General features: G+C 60.3%; 16 protein-coding genes and 1 pseudogene. 14 read left to right on the forward strand and 3 right to left on the reverse strand.

All coding sequences use genetic code 11. The annotated features are described in order from the left end of the window. Nucleotide 1: 1 nt before the first annotated feature. Complete coding sequence (locus ACSOSP_RS26190) at nt 2–973, reverse strand: amidohydrolase family protein (RefSeq protein ID WP_455311287.1); 972 nt, start codon at nt 971–973, stop codon at nt 2–4. A gap of 425 nt (nt 974–1,398) precedes the next feature. Between ACSOSP_RS26190 and ACSOSP_RS26195 the strand changes: the two genes are divergently transcribed. Further along, nucleotides 1,399–2,373, forward strand: a complete 975-nt coding sequence (locus ACSOSP_RS26195; protein ID WP_455313682.1) for a LysR substrate-binding domain-containing protein — start codon at nt 1,399–1,401, stop codon at nt 2,371–2,373. Nucleotides 2,374–2,512: 139 nt separating this feature from the next. Beyond that, nucleotides 2,513–3,058 (forward strand): glutathione peroxidase, encoded by a 546-nt coding sequence (locus ACSOSP_RS26200; protein WP_455311288.1) that lies wholly within the window; start codon nt 2,513–2,515, stop codon nt 3,056–3,058. A 166-nt stretch (nt 3,059–3,224) separates the two neighbouring features. On the opposite strand, the gene ACSOSP_RS26205 is transcribed toward ACSOSP_RS26200, so the two are convergent. Further along, a complete protein-coding gene (locus ACSOSP_RS26205) occupies nt 3,225–3,395 on the reverse strand; it encodes a hypothetical protein (RefSeq protein WP_455311290.1) in 171 nt (56 codons plus the stop codon). A gap of 81 nt (nt 3,396–3,476) precedes the next feature. Between ACSOSP_RS26205 and ACSOSP_RS26210 the strand changes: the two genes are divergently transcribed. From ACSOSP_RS26210 to ACSOSP_RS26260, 11 genes and pseudogenes are all read left to right on the forward strand, one after another. After that, nucleotides 3,477–3,698 (forward strand): hypothetical protein, encoded by a 222-nt coding sequence (locus ACSOSP_RS26210; RefSeq protein WP_455311291.1) that lies wholly within the window; start codon nt 3,477–3,479, stop codon nt 3,696–3,698. A 234-nt stretch (nt 3,699–3,932) separates the two neighbouring features. After that, nucleotides 3,933–6,080 (forward strand): TonB-dependent receptor, encoded by a 2,148-nt coding sequence (locus ACSOSP_RS26215; RefSeq protein WP_455311293.1) that lies wholly within the window; start codon nt 3,933–3,935, stop codon nt 6,078–6,080. Nucleotides 6,081–6,189: 109 nt separating this feature from the next. Further along, complete coding sequence (locus tag ACSOSP_RS26220) at nt 6,190–7,212, forward strand: IS30 family transposase (RefSeq protein WP_455308200.1); 1,023 nt, start codon at nt 6,190–6,192, stop codon at nt 7,210–7,212. Between the two features lie 196 nt (nt 7,213–7,408). Beyond that, nucleotides 7,409–8,641, forward strand: coding sequence for a Y4yA family PLP-dependent enzyme (locus ACSOSP_RS26225; RefSeq protein ID WP_455311294.1), 1,233 nt, complete (start codon nt 7,409–7,411; stop codon nt 8,639–8,641). Continuing rightward, nucleotides 8,628–9,668 (forward strand): PLP-dependent cysteine synthase family protein, encoded by a 1,041-nt coding sequence (locus ACSOSP_RS26230; protein ID WP_455311295.1) that lies wholly within the window; start codon nt 8,628–8,630, stop codon nt 9,666–9,668. Before ACSOSP_RS26225 ends, ACSOSP_RS26230 begins: the two co-directional genes overlap by 14 nt. Beyond that, nucleotides 9,665–10,831 (forward strand): NAD/NADP octopine/nopaline dehydrogenase family protein, encoded by a 1,167-nt coding sequence (locus tag ACSOSP_RS26235; RefSeq protein ID WP_455311296.1) that lies wholly within the window; start codon nt 9,665–9,667, stop codon nt 10,829–10,831. The genes ACSOSP_RS26230 and ACSOSP_RS26235 overlap by 4 nt, the downstream gene beginning before the upstream one ends. Before the next feature lie 12 nt (nt 10,832–10,843). Next, nucleotides 10,844–12,751 carry an IucA/IucC family protein gene (locus ACSOSP_RS26240; protein ID WP_455311297.1) on the forward strand — a complete coding sequence of 636 codons (1,908 nt, stop codon included), beginning with the start codon at nt 10,844–10,846 and terminating at the stop codon, nt 12,749–12,751. Nucleotides 12,752–12,754: 3 nt separating this feature from the next. Next, on the forward strand, nt 12,755–14,035 hold the full coding sequence (locus ACSOSP_RS26245) for an MFS transporter (RefSeq protein ID WP_455311299.1): 1,281 nt from the start codon (nt 12,755–12,757) through the stop codon (nt 14,033–14,035). A gap of 106 nt (nt 14,036–14,141) precedes the next feature. Next, nucleotides 14,142–14,552, forward strand: a complete 411-nt coding sequence (locus ACSOSP_RS26250) for an aminotransferase class V-fold PLP-dependent enzyme (protein WP_455311301.1) — start codon at nt 14,142–14,144, stop codon at nt 14,550–14,552. Then, nucleotides 14,542–14,985: a transcriptional regulator gene (locus ACSOSP_RS26255; RefSeq protein ID WP_455311302.1), complete on the forward strand. Its 444-nt coding sequence runs from the start codon at nt 14,542–14,544 to the stop codon at nt 14,983–14,985. Before ACSOSP_RS26250 ends, ACSOSP_RS26255 begins: the two co-directional genes overlap by 11 nt. After that, a pseudogene (locus tag ACSOSP_RS26260) lies at nt 14,973–15,083 on the forward strand (LysR family transcriptional regulator); the annotation flags it as partial. The gene ACSOSP_RS26255 and the pseudogene ACSOSP_RS26260, both read left to right, overlap by 13 nt. Nucleotides 15,084–15,105: 22 nt before the next feature. Here ACSOSP_RS26260 and ACSOSP_RS26265 read toward each other — a convergent pair. Further along, complete coding sequence (locus ACSOSP_RS26265; RefSeq protein ID WP_455311304.1) at nt 15,106–16,875, reverse strand: diguanylate cyclase; 1,770 nt, start codon at nt 16,873–16,875, stop codon at nt 15,106–15,108. A gap of 477 nt (nt 16,876–17,352) precedes the next feature. Between ACSOSP_RS26265 and ACSOSP_RS26270 the strand changes: the two genes are divergently transcribed. Further along, on the forward strand, nt 17,353–18,048 hold the full coding sequence (locus tag ACSOSP_RS26270) for a mobilization protein (protein ID WP_455311305.1): 696 nt from the start codon (nt 17,353–17,355) through the stop codon (nt 18,046–18,048). Nucleotides 18,049–18,165 lie beyond the last annotated feature (117 nt).

An 18,165-nucleotide genomic window follows, 5' to 3' on the forward strand; every position in this document is an offset into this window, starting at 1 on the left:
TCTACTTCAGGCCGAAGAGCCGTTGCGCATTGCCGCGCCCAATCTTGCGGCGATCGTTCTCGCTGATCTCGCAGTTGTCGAACCATCGTGCGGCGTGTTCATGCTTTTCGAATGGGTAATCGACCGAATACATGATGCGGTCGCTACCCACTTCGAGCAGGGTCGACAGCAGCGTCGGCGTGCGGAAATTGCCACTGGTGGTGATGTAGACGTTCTCGCGGAGGTAGTCGCCGATCTCACGCTCGCATGGCATGCCGCGACGGCCCTTGCGCAGAATGTGATCGATGCGCCAGACGTTGAAGGGAATGCCCTCTCCGAAGTGGCCGAGGATCATCTGCAATGCGGGATGCCGGTCGAACAGGCCGCTCGACATCAGGCGCAGCGCATGCACGCTCGTCTCCGCAGCGAATGCCCAGGTCGGTCCTGTGAGCCAGGGACTGCCGTCGTAGATAGGTTCGCGGCTCGGCAGCGGATCGCGCGGATGCATATAAAAAGGCTTGCCAAGAGCCGCCGCGTGACTCCAGAAATCGGCGAACCGGGGGGCATCGTAGTAAGCAACGGTGTGCTCATCACCGACCTGGGAAAAACCATTCACCAGGAAACCGTGGAAACCAAGTTGCGTCACGCAGCGCTCCAGTTCGCGTGCGGCGGCTTCGGGGTCCTGCATCGGCAACGCGGCGAAACCGCCAAAGCGTGTGGGATGACGCTGGATCTGCTCAGCGAGAATGTCGTTGGCGCGCTTGGCGACCTGGACTGCCGTTTGCGGATCGGGGATAGCCTGGACGGCGGGCGAGTTGAGCGACAGGATCGACAACGCCGTGCCCCATTCGTCCATCTGCTCGAGCCGCTGATGTTCGAAATCCAGAAGGTTTTGCTTGAGGTGCGTCCACATCTCGGGGCGCGCATAGACTTGGGAGTCACCAATAGTGAGATCGATGGCGAAATGTTCTTCTAACGCAATTTTATCTTTCATGGCTGGAGGGCGGCGAACGGGGAAAGGAGGCGTTTGTGAGGAGTCTAAAATATCGACACGGCTTCGATGCAGTCACATTGCGGAGCACATTAGATGAAAAATCAAATAATAGGCGTGAAGTATATATTTGATGTATCAAATAATAATTCGGGAATACCCTAGCCGCGCTTTCCGGTACTTTCCGGTATCGAAGAAGATTTTCGTGAGATTCGCGGCAGGATGAGAGCCGGGCTATACTTGACAAATCAATCGATATTTGTCGCAGTGGAAGAAGGTTGAAGCACGCGGAAAAACGTGCCCTTGGCCAAGCACTACGAGGCCGTCGCGGTGAAATGTTTTACCAGGGCCGAGGAGAAGATGTTGCGCAACCTGCACGACCGGCTGTGCGACAACGCCGAGCCGCTGGCCTGATAACCGGATGAATGATGGACAAGCTTGGCAAAATGCGGGTGTACGTAGCGGTTGCGGATACCGGCAGTTTTACCGCTGCCGCCCAGCTCCTGGGCAGCACGACCGCGCAGGCATCGCGAGCAGTCTCTGACCTGGAGCTGCATCTGCGCAGCCGCTTGCTCAACCGGTCCACGCGACGGGTTGCGTTGACCGAAGCGGGCGCCCGCTATCTTGAGCAGTGCCGCGAGATCCTGGATCGGGTCGATATAGCCGAGGCGCAGGCGGCCAATGCGAAGGCGTTGCCGAGAGGTGTGTTGCGCCTTCACGCACCGTCCTCTTTCGGCCAGTACTACGTGATTCCGGCGCTCGCGAAGTATTGCGAGAAGTATCCGGACGTGCGTGTCGACCTCACGCTTTCCCAGCATGCGCCGGACATTGTGGACGGCGGGTTCGACGTATCGATGCACGTAACACACTCGCCGTTACCCGACTCGGCGATGGTCGCGGCCAAGCTATGCAGCGTACCTACGGTGCTGTGTGCGGCGCCATCTTATCTGGCTAGCGCCGGTTCACCGGAAACCGTTGCCGATCTGCAAAAGCATCGTTGCCTGCAACTGCTGACCTCGTTCTTTGCTGCGGACAAGTGGATTTTTAGCGCGGCGCAAGGGACCGAGGTGTTCGACGTGCCGCAGGCGAAGTTGCGTGTCAGTTCGGCGGAAGCGCTGGCAATCGCACTGCGCGAAGGGATGGGCATTGCGCCGCTGCCGTTGCTTACGGCGCTTTCGTTTCTCAGGAGCGGCGAACTGGTGCGGGTGATGCCCACCTACTCGATGCAGAGTTCAACCGTCTATGCACTCTATGCGTCGCGCGAATATCTGGACGCGAAAATTGCGACGTGGATAACATGCTTGCGTGACCATATTGCGGCGTCGTTGCTGGCCGGAGAGTCCGCGACGAAGATCGCTGCAAGTGAACTCGGGGTATCGGGGCAGGAAGCAATCAGGCAATGAACAAGGGCGGGACGAAGGTCGCTGAAGAAACGACCGGCCTGCTCAGACATGCACGGTTCCGGAGTAGGATAGACCGCGCTTGCCTGCATGACCTGAAGCGCCTGATCCCTGCCTGATCCCATTCTCCACTGAGTCAAACATGAGCCAGACAATCTACGATATTCCCGTGACATCCATCGACGGCGCAGCGCTTACGCTGGAGCCATTCAAGGGCAAGGTCTTGTTGATCGTGAACGTTGCCTCCAAGTGCGGGCTCACGCCGCAATACGAGGCCCTGGAGGCGCTCTACGAAGACAAGCGAGCCGAAGGCCTGGAGGTGCTGGGCTTTCCGGCGAACAACTTCAAGGGGCAGGAGCCGGGCAGTGACGCCGAGATCAAGGAATTCTGCAGCCTGACCTACGACGTGAAATTCCCGATGTTTTCGAAGGTATCGGTGGTCGGTGCCGACCAGCATCCGCTTTACCAGGCGCTGACCAGCACGCAGCCGGACGCAACGGGCGACGGTCCGTTTCGCGAGCGGCTCAAAGGCTATGGCATTGAGCCTAACCCCACGCCTGATGTGTTGTGGAACTTCGAGAAATTCGTGGTTGGCAAGGACGGCCGTGTAGTGGGCCGTTTCTCGCCGGACGTCACGGCCGATGATCCTCGCCTGCTCGACGCTATTCAAACCGCACTGTCGAATTAAACTGAGCAGCGGTTCAAGAACATCACTGCGGCTGCGGGGTGAGACCGCCGGCAGGACCGGCGATCGCACCGCGCAGCGACCGACGTCCAGACGAATCGAGACGAATCGAGACGACACGCAACAAGCGAGATCCATCGCACGTATTCTCTGTAGGCGCGAATAGCGCTTAGCCTTGCTTCATCATTCCAGGCTCGCAATCCACGAGTTGATTGCCATACAACGCGCGTTCCCGCAGCGTTTGCGCTGACCTGTCGGTGACGGAGAAAAAGAAGATACCGGCGAATGCGGCGATCATCGAGAAAAGGGCCGTGCACACGATGCAACGGACGGTCCGCATCGGCAAGATTCCGTCGGAGTTGATACGCATCACGAATCGCTCGCGGCCGTCTCGTCATCGCTGACGCTGCTCAGCGACGCCGTGATGGCACGGAACACGATGCATATGCAACGTGCCGTTGACCGGGTCGAGGAAAGGAGTGGAGATGTCATTCAGCCATCGGACCTCCGGCGCATCGCGCCCACGTACCTCGAGGGAATCAGCTTGCGCGGCACGTTCGATTTTCCGATCGCCCGATATGCGGATTGGGTCTTGCCCAGCTTGGTGGATGGTCTGAGTGTAAATGAGCTTCGGTCGGCGTGATGCTGGCGGATCACCTCAATATGATGGCCCCCGATCCGCAAAGGAAAATATCATACAAATACAATTGCGAATCATTTGCATTTGCGTTAATGTAAATGAAAGATTGATGTCGAAACAGATTCCATTAACAGAAACGTAATCATCATGCCATCCCGCTTTTGTCGCATTGCCCGTAGGGAATCCGCTTCACCGCCCGGGTCGCCGGCCGTCCATTTCAAACCGCTGGCATTGTCCATGCGTCTCGCATTTGCAGGGGCGCTGACCACAGCGCTAGGTACTTCCGCCTACGCGCAAGCGCAAGTCGGGGCTGTCCAGAAGACAAGCGAGGACACGAAGGAATTGCCTGCTGTAACGGTCAACGCAGAATCGGCTGGCGATCTTGCACAACCCTACGCGGGCGGCCAGTTGGCACGTGGTGGACGCGTAGGACTACTAGGTAGTAAGAGCGTGTTGGATACGCCTTTTAGCGTCAGCGACTACACCTCGCAGCGGATGAAGGATCTGCAGGCGGTGACGCTAGCGGAGGTGTTGAACCGGGATCCGTCCACGCGATTTACAGGGCAAATCGGCGGCGTAACCGACTCGTTCTTCATCCGCGGCTTTCCGGTCAATGAAGGCAATCTGAGCGAGATTGCGTTCGACGGCGTGTATGGCAGTGCGCCCAATTACCACCTGTTCGCGGAGTATCTGGAGCGTGTCGAAGTGCTCAAGGGGCCGGCCGCATTGTTATACGGGATGTCTCCGAACAGTGGTGTCGGCGGTGTCGTCAACGTGGTGCCCAAGCGTGCGTTGAACAAGGATCTGACGCGCGTCACGCTCGACTATGCATCAGATTCCCAGGTGGGCGAGTCGATCGATCTGAGCCGGCGCTTCGGCAGTGATCGTCAGTTCGGGATCCGGTTCAATGGCTTGCACCGTCAGGGCAGCACGCCCCTCGACAACCAGAAGTCGCGTGCCGAGGTCGGGGCGCTGTCGCTCGATTATCAGGGCGAGCGGTTCCGGGCATCGCTCGACGTGATCGAGCAGTACCAGTGGGTCGACGCACCAACGCGCCCGTTTCTTGTGGCATCGGGCATTCAGGTGCCCTATGCAGCGGATGGCCGCCGCAACGTCACCCAGTCCTGGAGCTGGTGGAAGTCCAACGACACGTCGACGTTGCTGCATGCCGAATACGACGTCAGCGACAGCGTCACCGTATTCGCCGACGCCGGCGGCACGAAATCGGATGTCTCGCGGCTATCGGATCAGACACCGACGATTCTGAATGCCGCAGGAGATACCTCGGCTACGCCGCAGAACTGGAAATTCCAGGTTAATCGCTCGACCGCGGACACGGGCCTGCGTGCCCGGTTCAATACCGGTGCAGTCAAGCATGCAGTGGTGTTCCAGGCGAACGTCTACCAGGACCGAATCGCGAGTGCGAGCAATTCAGGTACGGCGATTCTGTCGAATATCTATTCGCCCGCCGGGAGTCCGCAGCAATACGTGAGCGCACCGGCGCGGGTGCCGAAGGTCTCTTCGTCGACGCTTTCGGGTGTCGCGCTGGCCGATACATTGAGCATGCTGAACGAGCGATTGCAGCTGACTGTCGGTGTACGTCAGCAACATGTCCTGTCCGACAATTTCAGTGCGACTACTGCGGCACGGACATCGTCGTACAACGAGAGCGCCGCCACGCCGCTGGTCGGCCTTGTCGTGAAGCCGTGGCAAAACGTCTCGTTTTACGCCAATTACATCGAAGGGCTAAGCAAAGGCGACATCGCCCCTGCAGCCGCGACCAACGCGGGCCAGGTTTTCGCGCCCTACAAGACCAAACAGAAGGAGGTCGGTGTCAAGCTCGACATGAGCGGCGTGCTGGCAACCCTGGCTGCCTTCACGATCGCCAAGCCAAGCGGCCAGTTGTACGGCACGGTCTATTCGGTCGACAGCGAGCAGCGCAATCAGGGGCTGGAACTGAACGTGTCCGGCGAGCCGGTCAAGGGCATCCGCTTGCTGGGAGGGGTGACGCTGCTGGATGCCACGCTCACGAAGACCAACAGCGCAGCGACGTTGGGCAACCGCCCAGTGGGCGTTCCGACGTGGATGGCCAATGTTGGCACCGAATGGGACCTGCCGTGGGTCCCTGGCGTCACGCTGACCGGTGGCCTCAATTACACCGGCCGGGAATACATCAATCAGGCGAACAGCCAGTCCGTGCCGTCCTGGACGACGGTCGATCTGGGTGCACGCTATAGGACCGCGCTTTACGGCAAGTCCACCACGGTTCGGGCGGGCCTGCTCAACGTGTTCGATCGTAAGTACTGGTCGGGTGTGGCCTCGTACGGGACGATTTCGCTCGGTGCTCCACGCACCGTCTTCCTGTCTGCTTCCATGGATTTTTAGGCCGGTCAATCATGACGCAAACGCCAGACAATGTGCTGCTGCAGACAACAGCAAACGGTTGGCGGCCTCAAAAGTGAACTGCAACACCTGTCTCGTATAAGGTGTCGCGATGTCCGAAAAAACTTCTTACCAACAACTGCAGCCTGAAGAACGCCTAACCATTGCAAGCATGCATCTGCAGGGTTCGAGTATGCGGGCCATGGCCCGCATACTCGGGCGCTCACCGGGAACTATTAGCCGCGAGTTAATGCGAAACAGCTCTTCTGTTGGCTACGCATCGGTGCCCGCTGCGGCGCTTTGCAGCGCACGCCGCAGTGCGTCGCGCCACCCCGCCAAGCTTTGCCCGCAAAGCGTCTGCTGGCGCATCGTGCTCACCTTGCTTGAGTGGAAATGGTCGCCCCAGCAGATATCGGGCACACTGAAGCGCATGTATCCAACCGACTCGACCCAGCACGTCTCGCACGAAACCATCTACACGGCGATCTATGCTCAGCCGCGCGGTGAACTTCGCCGCCAACTCATTGCCTGCCTGCGCCACGGCCACAGCACGCGCATGCCACGCACGCGGGGCACAGACCGGCGCGGACAGATTCCCGACATGGTCAGTATCCACGTGCGACCGCCCGAAATCGAAGACCGCCTGCTGCCCGGTCACTGGGAAGGAGACTTCATCAAGGGTGCGAACAACCAATCCTCTGTCGGCGTTCTGGTCGAGCGCACCAGCCGCCTGGTGCTGCTTGCCAAGATGGAGGACGCCACCGCTGCCTCAGCGCTAGCGGGCTTCTCCGCCAAACTCAATTCGATTGTTGCGCCGTTACGGCAAAGCTTTACTTACGACCAAGGCAAAGAAATGTCGCGCCATCAGGAACTCACCGCCGCCACCGGCGTGAATGTGTACTTCTGCGACCCGCACAGTCCCTGGCAACGCGGTACTTGCGAAAACACCAATGGGTTGCTGCGCCAGTATTTGCCTAAAGGCACGGACCTATCGGTCTACAGTCAGGACGAACTCGACGCGATCGCCGACAGCCTGAACAGCCGGCCGCGCGCCACTCACGCGTTCCATTCTCCGTTCGAAGTCTTCGCTGCAACCCTTGCTTCAGCAAGCCAATCTCCAAGCTCTAAACACTAAACCCACTGTTGCACTTCACCCTTGAAACCGCCGTTGCTTAAAGGCTTATCCACCCGATGTACTGCCGCCGCTTCTCGATCCCGACATCTCAAGCCTTATCTTCGATTCGCCGCGCGCGCTGCTTAAGCTAATTGAGCAATATGGTTCGCCGCTCAATATCGTGTGGCCGCACATTCTGGGTCGAAACGTCGAGGCATTGCGCGCCGTCCTGAACCGGCACATCGCCCGGTTTGAGGTTTTCTACGGGGCGAAAGTCAACAAGTCACCGGGCCTCGTCCGCGCGGCGGTCGAGGCCGCTGTCGGCGTGGACGTATCCAGCATCCATGAAATGCGCGATGCCCTATTTGCCGGGATCGAACCAGCCACGCTTTGCGCCACGGGGCCGGCCAAGACCAGGGTATTTCACGCGGCGCTCATCGCCAATGCTTCGTTGATCGCGGTCGACTCCGTCGAGGAGTTCAACGACCTCGAAATGATTGCCCGGGAGATAGAGCCGGATCGCCCGACGCGGGTGCTGTTGCGCTATCGGCCTGCCGCGTCCGGAACGAGTCGCTTCGGCATGGGTGCGGATGACCTCCTTACTTGTTTGCAGCGCCTGACCCGGCTAACGCAGTGGTTCTCGTTCGAGGGTTTTCATTTCCATCTCGGCGGCTATGGCCATGAATCACGCGCGCAGGCCGTGCGTGAGCTCACTCGTTTCTTCGCCGCGGCGCGCGATACCGGTCTTGATCCGAAAATCCTCGACATCGGCGGTGGCTTGCCAGTTCAGTACGTGGATCGCGAGGCCTACGACGCGTTTCTGGGTGCGCAGTGCAGCGGCGACTACTGCAACGGCAAGGTGCCCGGGTCGTTCTATCCCTACGGCGGCCCGATAGGAGCGTGTGAGTGGCTGGACCGGTTTCTCGCATCGCCTTGTGTCGATGGGATGTCTATTGCGGGGTATCTCAACGAGATGCGGCTTACCCTTGCGATCGAGCCTGGGCGCAGCCTCGCTGATCAGACCGCGATCTCTGTTTTCCGGATCACGCGTGTCAAGTCGCTGGCAGCGGACAACGTTGTGATCTTCGTGGAAGGCAGCAGCTTCAGCGCATGTGAAACGTGGTTCGCGTCGGAGTTCCTGGTGGACCCGATTCTCGTGTCGGCCCACGTCGGCAGCGAGCACGGAGAACCGCCGGTGCGCGCCTGCATTGCCGGACACAGTTGTCTTGATGAAGATGTCATCACCAACCGCCTGATCCGCTTTCAAAGGAGACCGAAGACTGGCGACCTGCTGGTGTACGTGAACACAGCGGGCTACCAGATGGACATGCTCGAAAACGAATTCCACCGCCACCCCGTGCCGCGCCGGATTTGCGTGACCTACGACGCCGCAGGCCGCATGCAAGTCTCACCCGACGATCGAATGGAGTACCTGAATGATTTTGAATAAAGTCACTGACCTCATTGGTAACACGCCAATTCTCAGCATTTCCCTTCCGGCGAAAAATGCCAGGTTGTTGCTCAAGATCGAGAAGAACAACCCCGGGGGAAGCATCAAGGACCGCATGGCTCGCAACATGATCGTTGCCGCGCTCAAATCAGGGCGACTCAGTCCAGGCGGCGTGGTGGTGGAGTCCTCTTCCGGCAATACGGGCATCGGCCTCGCAATCGCGGCGGTGGAGTTCGGACTGCGCTTTATCGCCGTGGTCGATCATCATGCCGCGCCGGACAAGATCGGGGTCATGCGCGCGTTCGGCGCGGAAATCCGTTTTGTCGAGGGCAACTATCGGGAGGACGAGGTCGCGGTCGTGGAACGGCAGCGCATGGCCGCCGAACTCGCCAGCCAGATTCCCGGTGCAGTGTTCATGAATCAATCGGACAACGCGGCCAACGCAGGCGGGTATTCCGATTTCGTCCGGGAAGTGATTGCGGAGATCGGCGGCGTGGATGCGTATGTCGGTTGCGTCGGCACAGGCGGTTCGATGACCGGCATCGCTCGCGGATTGAAAGTGCACGATCCCCGAACGAAGACTATCGCTGTCGAACCTGATGGTTCGATCGTGTTCGGCCAGCCGGGACATGCCTACTACCAGTCAGGCACGGGAACGCCCGCGGGTGACACGGTCGGCCTCGTGCTCGACTACAGCTGCATCGACATGGGCGTGCAGGTTTCGGATGCGCAGGCGTTCGAGACGGCTCGCTATATGGCCAGGCGCACTGGGTTGCTGGTCGGCGGATCGACGGGCGGCGTCATCTACAAGGCGCTGGAGTTTATCCATAGCGGCCTGATCGGCGGCAATGTCGTGGCGGCCGTGGCTGACGGCGGAGAGAAGTATCTGCATACGGTCTTCAGCGAGAGCTGGCTCAAGGAGCGCAATCTGCTCGACCCGCAAGTGTGGGCCCGGCTCGACGGATGGTTCGGCAGCGAAAGCGCCGCAGAGACGCCGCGCGAGGTTCCGCGGTTGCACGCGGTATGACGGCGGCCAGAGCGCGCGCCGTGCCGCCTCTCAACGTGGTCATTTGCGGAGGCGGCCGGACTGGCCATCTCGCGGCAGTCCTGTTCAAACAGATTCCCGGCGTGAGCGTTTCGTTGCTCACGAGCCGCAGCGAGGTGGTGGACAACCATCGCCGCAGCGCGATCGGCATCACCGCACTGATGCCTGACGGCACGGCGTGCACTGCACGGCTCGACGCCGTCGCGGGCGAGCCGGCCGCGATCCTGGCCGATGCGGATGTCGTCATCATCACGGTGCCCGCGCATGTCAGACCGGCGTTGCTGCGCGCCATCGCGGTCCATTTGCCGTCGGACAAGCCCGTCTACGTCGGCGCGATCCCGGGTTTCTGCGGCTTCGACTGGCTCGCTGAACACAGCCTGGCGGTCCGGCCCAACGCCGTCATCTGGGGCATGAAAGACGTGGCTCATACGGCCTTCGATTTGCGGCCAGGCGTGTCGGTCAGGATGGGCGGAGCGAAGAGCACGCTTTACGTCGGGACGCACGCGCGTGAAAACGACGCGTCGCGCGCCGCTTTGCTGGCGCATCTGCAGAGGCTCTACGCGGCGCCCGTCGAATTGCTCGATGACTACCTGGAAATCACGCTGACGCCCGGTAACCCGATCATGCACAGTTCAGTCATCTATGGGCTGATTGGACCCTACGGGCAATGGCGCAACAAGGTGTTTCCGGCTCCGCTTTGCTGGTGGACCGATTGCCCTGAACTCGGTGCGTATTTCCTCGAGCGCAGCGACGAGGAGAGCCAGATGCTGCGCAAAGCCGTCGAGCGGCGGCTGGGGGTAGACCTGTCGTCGATCAAGCCGTTGAAGCAGGAGATTATCGAGGCCTACGAGGACCAGATCCGCGACCACGGGACCATGCTGTCGGTATTGCGCACCAACCAGGCCTACGACGCGATCGAGGCCCCACTGGTGCCGGCCGGAGAATCCGCCGGATACGTCATCGACAAAGAGAGCCGCGCTTTTCACGAGGATGTGGCTTACGGCCTGGCCTTGCTGGTCGAGATGGCAAAGCGCCTGGACCTGCGCCTGCCTCACATCGAAGCAATCTTTCACTGGAACGTGTCCTATATGAACGGCCTGCGCAGTTCCGCGCTCGACTATTTTCCCGAAACCTGGCCAGCCTGAAGGCGGAGCTCTATGAAGACCACTCTTTCGCTATTGCAGCCTGATAACGCGTTCTATGCAGAGCGCAAGCACGGCGCCTTCGCGTCGGCTGGGCGCAATGCCTTGCGGCGCATCGTCCGCTGCTTGTTCGCCGAGAAGATCATCAGCAAGGACGCACTTGTCTACGCACCCGAAGGCCGCGGCGCCTGGTTACCACTGTGGAGCAGGCATGCGCTGCTGTTCTTCGCCGACCTCGAGGCGGCGCCGGCCGGCACATTGATCAACCGTGGCGCGATCACGCTGGTCGAATCAGACGGAACACGCATGGTTATCGAAGACCCGGGTCAACTGATTGACTTGCTGCGGCCGGGCTTCGATTTTGAGCCGGCCGACGAAGACGTGGCCGAACTCAAGTCCGATGTGGCCAACAGCATCGGGAACGACGCGCTCGCCCGCATTTACCGCGAGGCATGGGATGCGAATCTGCGTGCTCGTATCGACTCGGCGGGCGCCCTGGGTCTGGTCGATTACCTGCGCAAGCACATGAGCGTGCGCGATGCGGCGGTGTTGCTCGATCAGTGGGGCGCGCTCGAAGGTCACCCTTTCTATCCCACCTGGAAGAGCAAGCCGGACTTGAGCGCAACTGAAGTCGCCGCGCTCTCACCCGAATTCAACGCGACGGTCGGTGTACGTATCGCCTCGCTGCGGGCGGACATGGCGTACGTGGAGCGGATGCCGCACGTCGACAATTACCACGACTGGTTCGCCAAGCAATTCCCGCAACTGTGGGCACGCTGGAAAGACGGCCTGATGGCCCGGCAGCTCGACGCGCGCGCGTGGCTGCCGTTGCCGATCCATGCCTGGCATCTCGAGCATTTCGTGCGCAAGGAGTACGCGGCGGAGATCGAGGAGGGCGTGCTGATCCTCGACGGGCCGGACTTGGAGACATGGCCCACCATGTCGTTTCGCACCATGATGCCGAGACTGCCGGGACCGGTGCCGTTTATCAAGCTGCCGGTGGCGCTGTGGCTGACCAGCGAGCAGCGCAGCCTCCAGGCGAAGTCGATCCAGATGGGTCCGCGCGTCAGCACCGTGATCAAACGCGTCCTGGCCGACGAAAACGGCTTTGGCCAGACGCTTGAAATCTTTCCGGAGGAGGTTGCGTTTCACTATAAGCACGCGGTGCGGCAGGAGGACCGGCCAGGACGCCATTTGTCGGTTGCGTATCGCGCGAATAAGGACGCGTTCGAGCGCACGGACGGCCTGTTCCCGATCACCGTGGCGGCATTGCTTACGCGCTCGCCGGCGAGCGGCCGGTCGCTCATGACAGAGCTGATCGGGTGCGACGGCGCGACTGCCGGAACGCAGATGATGGAGGCCTGGTTCCGGCAGTACGCGCGAGTTGTCACGTATCCGGTGATCGGCATCTATCTGCTGTACGGCATCGCGCTCGAGGCGCATCAGCAGAATACGTCGGTGCTGTTTGCCGCGGACGGAACACCCAGAAGCGTGTTGATCCGCGATTTCGGAGACGGCCGCACTTATGCGCCGCTGCTTGCTGAACGCGGCTATGAACTCAAGCCCTACGTGCATCCGGGAATTCTGCCGACCGTCTTTGACGGCGACATCGAGCCGGTCCGATCCTTTGTGCTCGATGCATGCTTTGTGTGTCACCTGCACGAAGTGGCGCTGTTGCTGACAGAGGAATATGGGCTGGCGCGGCCCCGCCTGTGGGAGATTCTGCGCGAAGAAACCCAACGCACCTTCGATACCCTCGCGCCGCGTGTGTCGAGCGCGTTGTGGCAGGCCGAGCGGGAGGCGTTCCTCGAACGTCCCTGGCCGACGCGCTCGGTGTTGCGAATGCATCTGCTCAGATATTCGGACTACCGGCTCCAGCATCATCTGCCCAATCCGCTGCTGCCGGTGTGCAACGAGGGTTGAGCGATGACGAATGTCACGGTCGCGCCGGGCCGAGCGGCGCGTCTGATTCACGTGTTGTTCGTGATTCAGCTCATTTCCATGGGTGCCATGGAAATGAGCGGCCCGTTCTGGCCCATCCATCTGAAAGCGCTCAGCTCTTCCAGCCTGGAGTCCGGCTTCGCGGGCGTTGCGGTCTACGTGGGGCCGATGGTTGGCATCATGTTGACGAGCGCGCTCTGGGGCCGTATCGGCGATCGCACCGGACACAAGCTGATGATGATCCGGGCTTTGCTCGGCTTGTCTCTGACGCAACTGGCGCTGGCCTTCGCAGGCGGCGTCTGGACGATCCTAGCGCTGCGTTTCGTACAAGGCGCGTGCGCGGGCTACATCGCACCGGCGCAAACCTATGGCGTCAGCATCGAATCCCCGTTGCGCCGGGCGCGTCTGTTCGCGTATCTGCAGGTTTCGACCAATCTGGGCTCATTGGCTGGCGCAGTCGCGGGCGGCCTGATTCTCGACCATATGACGTTCTTCTGGATCAATATCGTCGCGGCCGTGCTTTGCGTGTGCTGCGCCGCGGCCGTGTGGTCGATCCTGCCCAACGTGCCGGTGCCGCGCCCCGTGCCTGCCGATCCGCATCCCGATCCGCATCCCGATCCCGACGCCGTAACGCGGTCCGGTTCGCTATCCATGTGGCGTTGTTCGCCGATTCCAGGGCTGCTTGGCATCGTCGGCTTCCTGCTTGTGAGCCGCATGATTACCCAAACGCCGTTCTCGCTTTATGTGAGTTCGATGTTCGACGTGGGCAACTGGGTGGTGGGCCTGTGCTACGGAATGCTGTCGTTGGGCTTTGTCGTGTCCGCCTCGCTTTGGGCCCGCTATTTCGAGGACAAGACACGGCCGGAGGCGTTGCGCAGGATGACCTTCATCGCGCTGGCCTGCGCCGGCCTGACGCTGGCTGCCGGGATCACGCGCAACATCGGCGTGTTCATCGCGATTCATTTCTTGTGGGGCGTTCTGCTTGCCGCCACGACGCCGGTGCTGATGTCGTTGATTTCGAGGGCGGCGAGTGGTCTGCGCCAAGGGCAGATCCTTGGCATCGCCCAGAGCATGACGCAGTTCTCGTCGGTCGTGGGCATTGCACTTGGCGGCTGGTTGAGCGACGGCATCGGGCTGCAATACATATATTTCTTTGTGGCGGTTTCCTACGCCCTCGCGATGGTCGTCATCCTGGTCCTCAGGCGGGAGCGCAGCGTCCTCGCAGGCTCCGCGATTTCGCCCGGTCAGCGGGAAGCTGTCGAATGATCGCTCACAACAATTATAAACATTCCTAATCATGATAATTCAACGTCGCTGTGTTTCCGGTCACTGTCGACTATATGGCGCCGCTGAATGCCTTCGTGATGGCGGTATGGTCGGCGATCCCGATACACGTGCTCAGCACGCGGCGATCGACTACGCGCTCGAACTGGGCATCGTGTCCATCTGGACGCGCACTCGGGCGCTCGCCGATGGTCTACGGGAGCGGTTGTCGCAGATCGACGGCGTGACGGTCCGGGATGCGGGCGCCGTCAAATCCGGCATCGTGACGTTCACGCTCGAGCGTTGTGAATCTCGGGATGTCCGGCAGTGGCTCGCGACGCAAGTCAGACGCATCAACGTCTCCCGTTCGACGGTCCAGTCGACGATGCTGGATACGCAGATGCGCGGTCTGCGCGACGTGGTACGGGCCTCGGTCCATGCCTGCAACTCGGACGAAGACGTCGGCGCGCTCGCGCAAGCGGTGCAGGCGATGTCCGAGGGGATGGCACATGCCCGATAAGCTGCCGTATTGCGTCGCGCTCAAGCCGCTTGCTTTCTTCAGACAGTCCGAGGAGGTCGATGAGCACGACGTACACCATTTGGCCGCGGTCATTCGCGAGGCCGGCTCATGGACAACGCCCATTCCCGTCGAGAAGGAGAGCGGCATCATAATGGACGGAAACCACAGGGCACGCGCGGCCGTGTTGCTAGGGTTACGCCATGTGCCCTGCGTGTTGCTCGACTATCGCGATCCAAGGGTTTCAGTCACGCACTGGCAGACTGGCGCACCATTTTGCATCGACAGCATCAGCAGACGGATCTTGCTGGACAAGCGCCTGTTTCCCTACAAAACGACGCGGCATCGTTTCGCTCCTGTCCTTCCCGCAACGGAGATTCAATTGGCTGTGCTGAAAGTGGGTGGTGGCACTGGACGCATGCAGGTGATTCGGTGATCTACGCCGCTTATCTGCCGAATCGCCGCCATTCGAGCAAGGTACGCACCTTCGTGCAGTCCCTCGCTGTACGCGTGCAAACGCCCACAGCGGATTGATCGGCAGAAGGATGCACGCTGCTCACGGGCGATGCTGGTGACTCGTCGAGCTTTCGATGTCCGACACAATGCAGTTACGCCCGCCCAGCTTGGCGCTGTAAAGCAGCTTGTCGGCGCGTAGCAAGAGGGCGTCGAGCGTCTCCCGCCCGGTTTGCGAAGCCAGCGAGATCCCGAAGCTCAACGTAACTGTAAAGCGGACACCGTCCAGTTCCAGCGCCGTGGATGCCAGGCGCCGGCGCAGTTCATTGGCGGCGCCAATGGCCTCACTGGCGTCATCGACCATTGTCAGCACAGCGAACTCTTCGCCGCCGAGGCGCGCCGCGATATCCGGCTGACGCCATATCTCGCTGCATAGCGTTCCAATCGTCTGCAGCGCGAGATCACCGGCGGCGTGGCCCAGGGTGTCGTTGATCTGTTTGAAGCGGTCCGCGTCGAACATGATGAGGACCTGCTGTTGGGCTCCGGTCGCCGTGCGCCTGCTTAGCGAAGCGCTCGCCTTGCGTTCGAACGCGCGGCGGTTGAGCAGGCGGGTCAGGAAGTCGGTGTCTGCAACGGTCTCGAGTTCGCGCAGCAGGATATTGCGCTCGTGCTCCAGCCGCATCTTTTCGATGCTGTTTTGCTTTAACACGAGGATCGCGTGAAACAGGCTGCGGATCTCAAGCCGGTGTTCACCGGGAGGAATGGGCGTCTCGAGCTTTCCATCGGCGATCGCCATGATGATGTCGGCGGCTTCAATAAACGGCTGGACGAATCGCCGCCTGAAGTACACGGATGCAATCAACAAAAGGTAAAGAACGCCCGCAGTGCCGATTGCACTGGCAACCAGCAACATCAGCGAATCATTACGATGTCCTTTGACTTCGTGTTCCGCCAGACCCAGCACGTAGTCGCGAAATTGCACGATGGGCCGCATGGTCGGCACATACTCCGCCGCCAGTTCGGCCGCCGTGAGATCGGCGCCTTCCGGGTGCGTCGCCAATGCGCGGACGTGCGCCATGTATCTCAGGCCATTGTCGTAATAGACGCTGGTGAGACGCTGATAGGTGGTTTCGCTGACCGGTGTATGTTCTACGCGGGCAGCGATCAGGCCGCGCAATTCGTCGATACGCCCCTTAGCCCGTTCTTGCGCGAATAATTCGGTTTCACTCAGGGGCCGGTGAGCGGTCAGCGCCGCAGTGAAGGTCGACCCCAGAAGCCCCGCTTGTTCACGAAGTTGAGCGGTCAACCGAGCGATCAGGATGCAATTCAGTGCGTTGGGGTCGCCGCGCACAATGCCCGCTCCGCTGGCATTTGCCAGCGGACCGAAGTTCGGAATAACGGCGATCATCTGGTTGACCGCGCTGAGGACGGCATCATGGTCACGTTGTTCTATGGGCTGAGCGATGAGGGCGTCGACTCGCTTGCGGGCCGCAACAAGCTGCGTTTGTACTGCGTCGACGGACGCGCGCTCAACCGTGCAGCCGGGACACGCCTGACTTGTAGTCAGTGAGCGCAGCACCGCCAGGCGCCGGTCGCTTTCGGCGCGCGCGTTGAACAAGGGAAGCCGCAGCGCCGGCGCATTGAGTGCGTCCGCGCCGAGCGAGCCGTTAGCGGGGCCGCGTTCCGCCGATACGCTTTCCATGGCAAGCAATGCGGCGCGAAAGCGGTCTAATGATTGAACCCCATTCTCCGCCAATGAATAGGCGCGCAATTGATGCAGGAGCAAGGGCGTCGCAAGGCTCAAGACCAGTACGCACAGAGCGGCTGTTGTCAGCTTGAGTCGTTTGGCAAGCAAGATCCGGGTTGAGGGCATTTTTGTTAATTCGCAGCAGGTCGCTTGCCTGGCACATTCTTAAAAACAGGGCGACTTATTGCAGCCGGTGATTCAACATACCGCAGCCCGCTGGAATCGTCTACTCGGAGAAAACACGATCGTTAGATCGTTTCCCGTCGAAAAAATTAGAGCGTTATCTATCCGGAATGGTGGTGCTGTTGTGTTGTCGGGAAAAATTCAATCGTGCATGATCTTTCCTGGTTAACGGCACGTTAGCCGCTTTATTGAGCGGCGCGGGCATCCGCTCACGCGCGGTCTTGCCAGTTCGGCCGCGCTCGCGTCATTCATGCGGGCCGCCACAAGCCCGGCTTCCTTCCGATTTAACAAATTTAGGCGGGAGCACGGCTTGCCGCAGTCATGGTTTTATTTTCCGTGTAGCCTAAGTCGCTATTAAGTCATCGAAACTCAGTATTCTTGTTGCCACCCATCCCGCTCCTCGACAAAGGATCCGCAGAAATGAGCTACATCCACTTTATCGGTGGCGAAAAAGGAGGCGTCGGCAAATCGCTCGTCGCCCGCGTACTAGCCCAGTATTTTGTTGATCGGAACATCCCGTTCACGGGTTTCGACACCGACAAGTCGCACGGCGCGCTATTACGGTTCTATGCGGATTTTGCTGCGCCGGCCGTTCTGGATCGTCACGATAGCCTGGACCCGATCATTGAACTTGCACTTGAGGATCCCCAACGGCGCATCCTGGTCGATCTCGCCGCGCAGACGCAGCAGTCCCTCGGAAAATGGCTCGACGACGCGGAAGTTGTTGAACTCGCGCAAGAGCATGGACTCACGCTGACCTGGTGGCACGTAATGGACGCCGGGCGCGATTCCGTCGATCTGTTGCGGCAATGGCTCGATCAGTTCGGCGGCCGCATCAAGCTGGTCATTGTCCTGAATGAGGTTCGCGGTGACCGGTTCGAGATTCTTGAGGCGTCGGGGGAACTCGACCGGGCCAAAGCGCTGGGCGCCAGTGTGATCAGCCTGCGGCGCTTGCCCGATACCACGATGCAGAAAATCGATCAGCACGGCGTGAGTTTTTGGGCAGCCGTCAATCACGCGGATAGGGCAGCTTCCGGACTTGGCTTGCTGGAGCGGCAGCGCGTCAAGGTGTGGTTGAATCGGGCCTATGGGGAACTGGGTAGCCTGGCGTTGTAGTAGTCGGGAAACCGAATAATAGATAGTGATCCAAACTAAATGAAATCAAAAGCAGCGCGGATAATTCTGTCGAATTATCCGCGCGGTTTACTGCAAGAGTTTTAGCCGCTCACGCGA

Source organism: Caballeronia sp. KNU42, assembly GCF_053760385.1.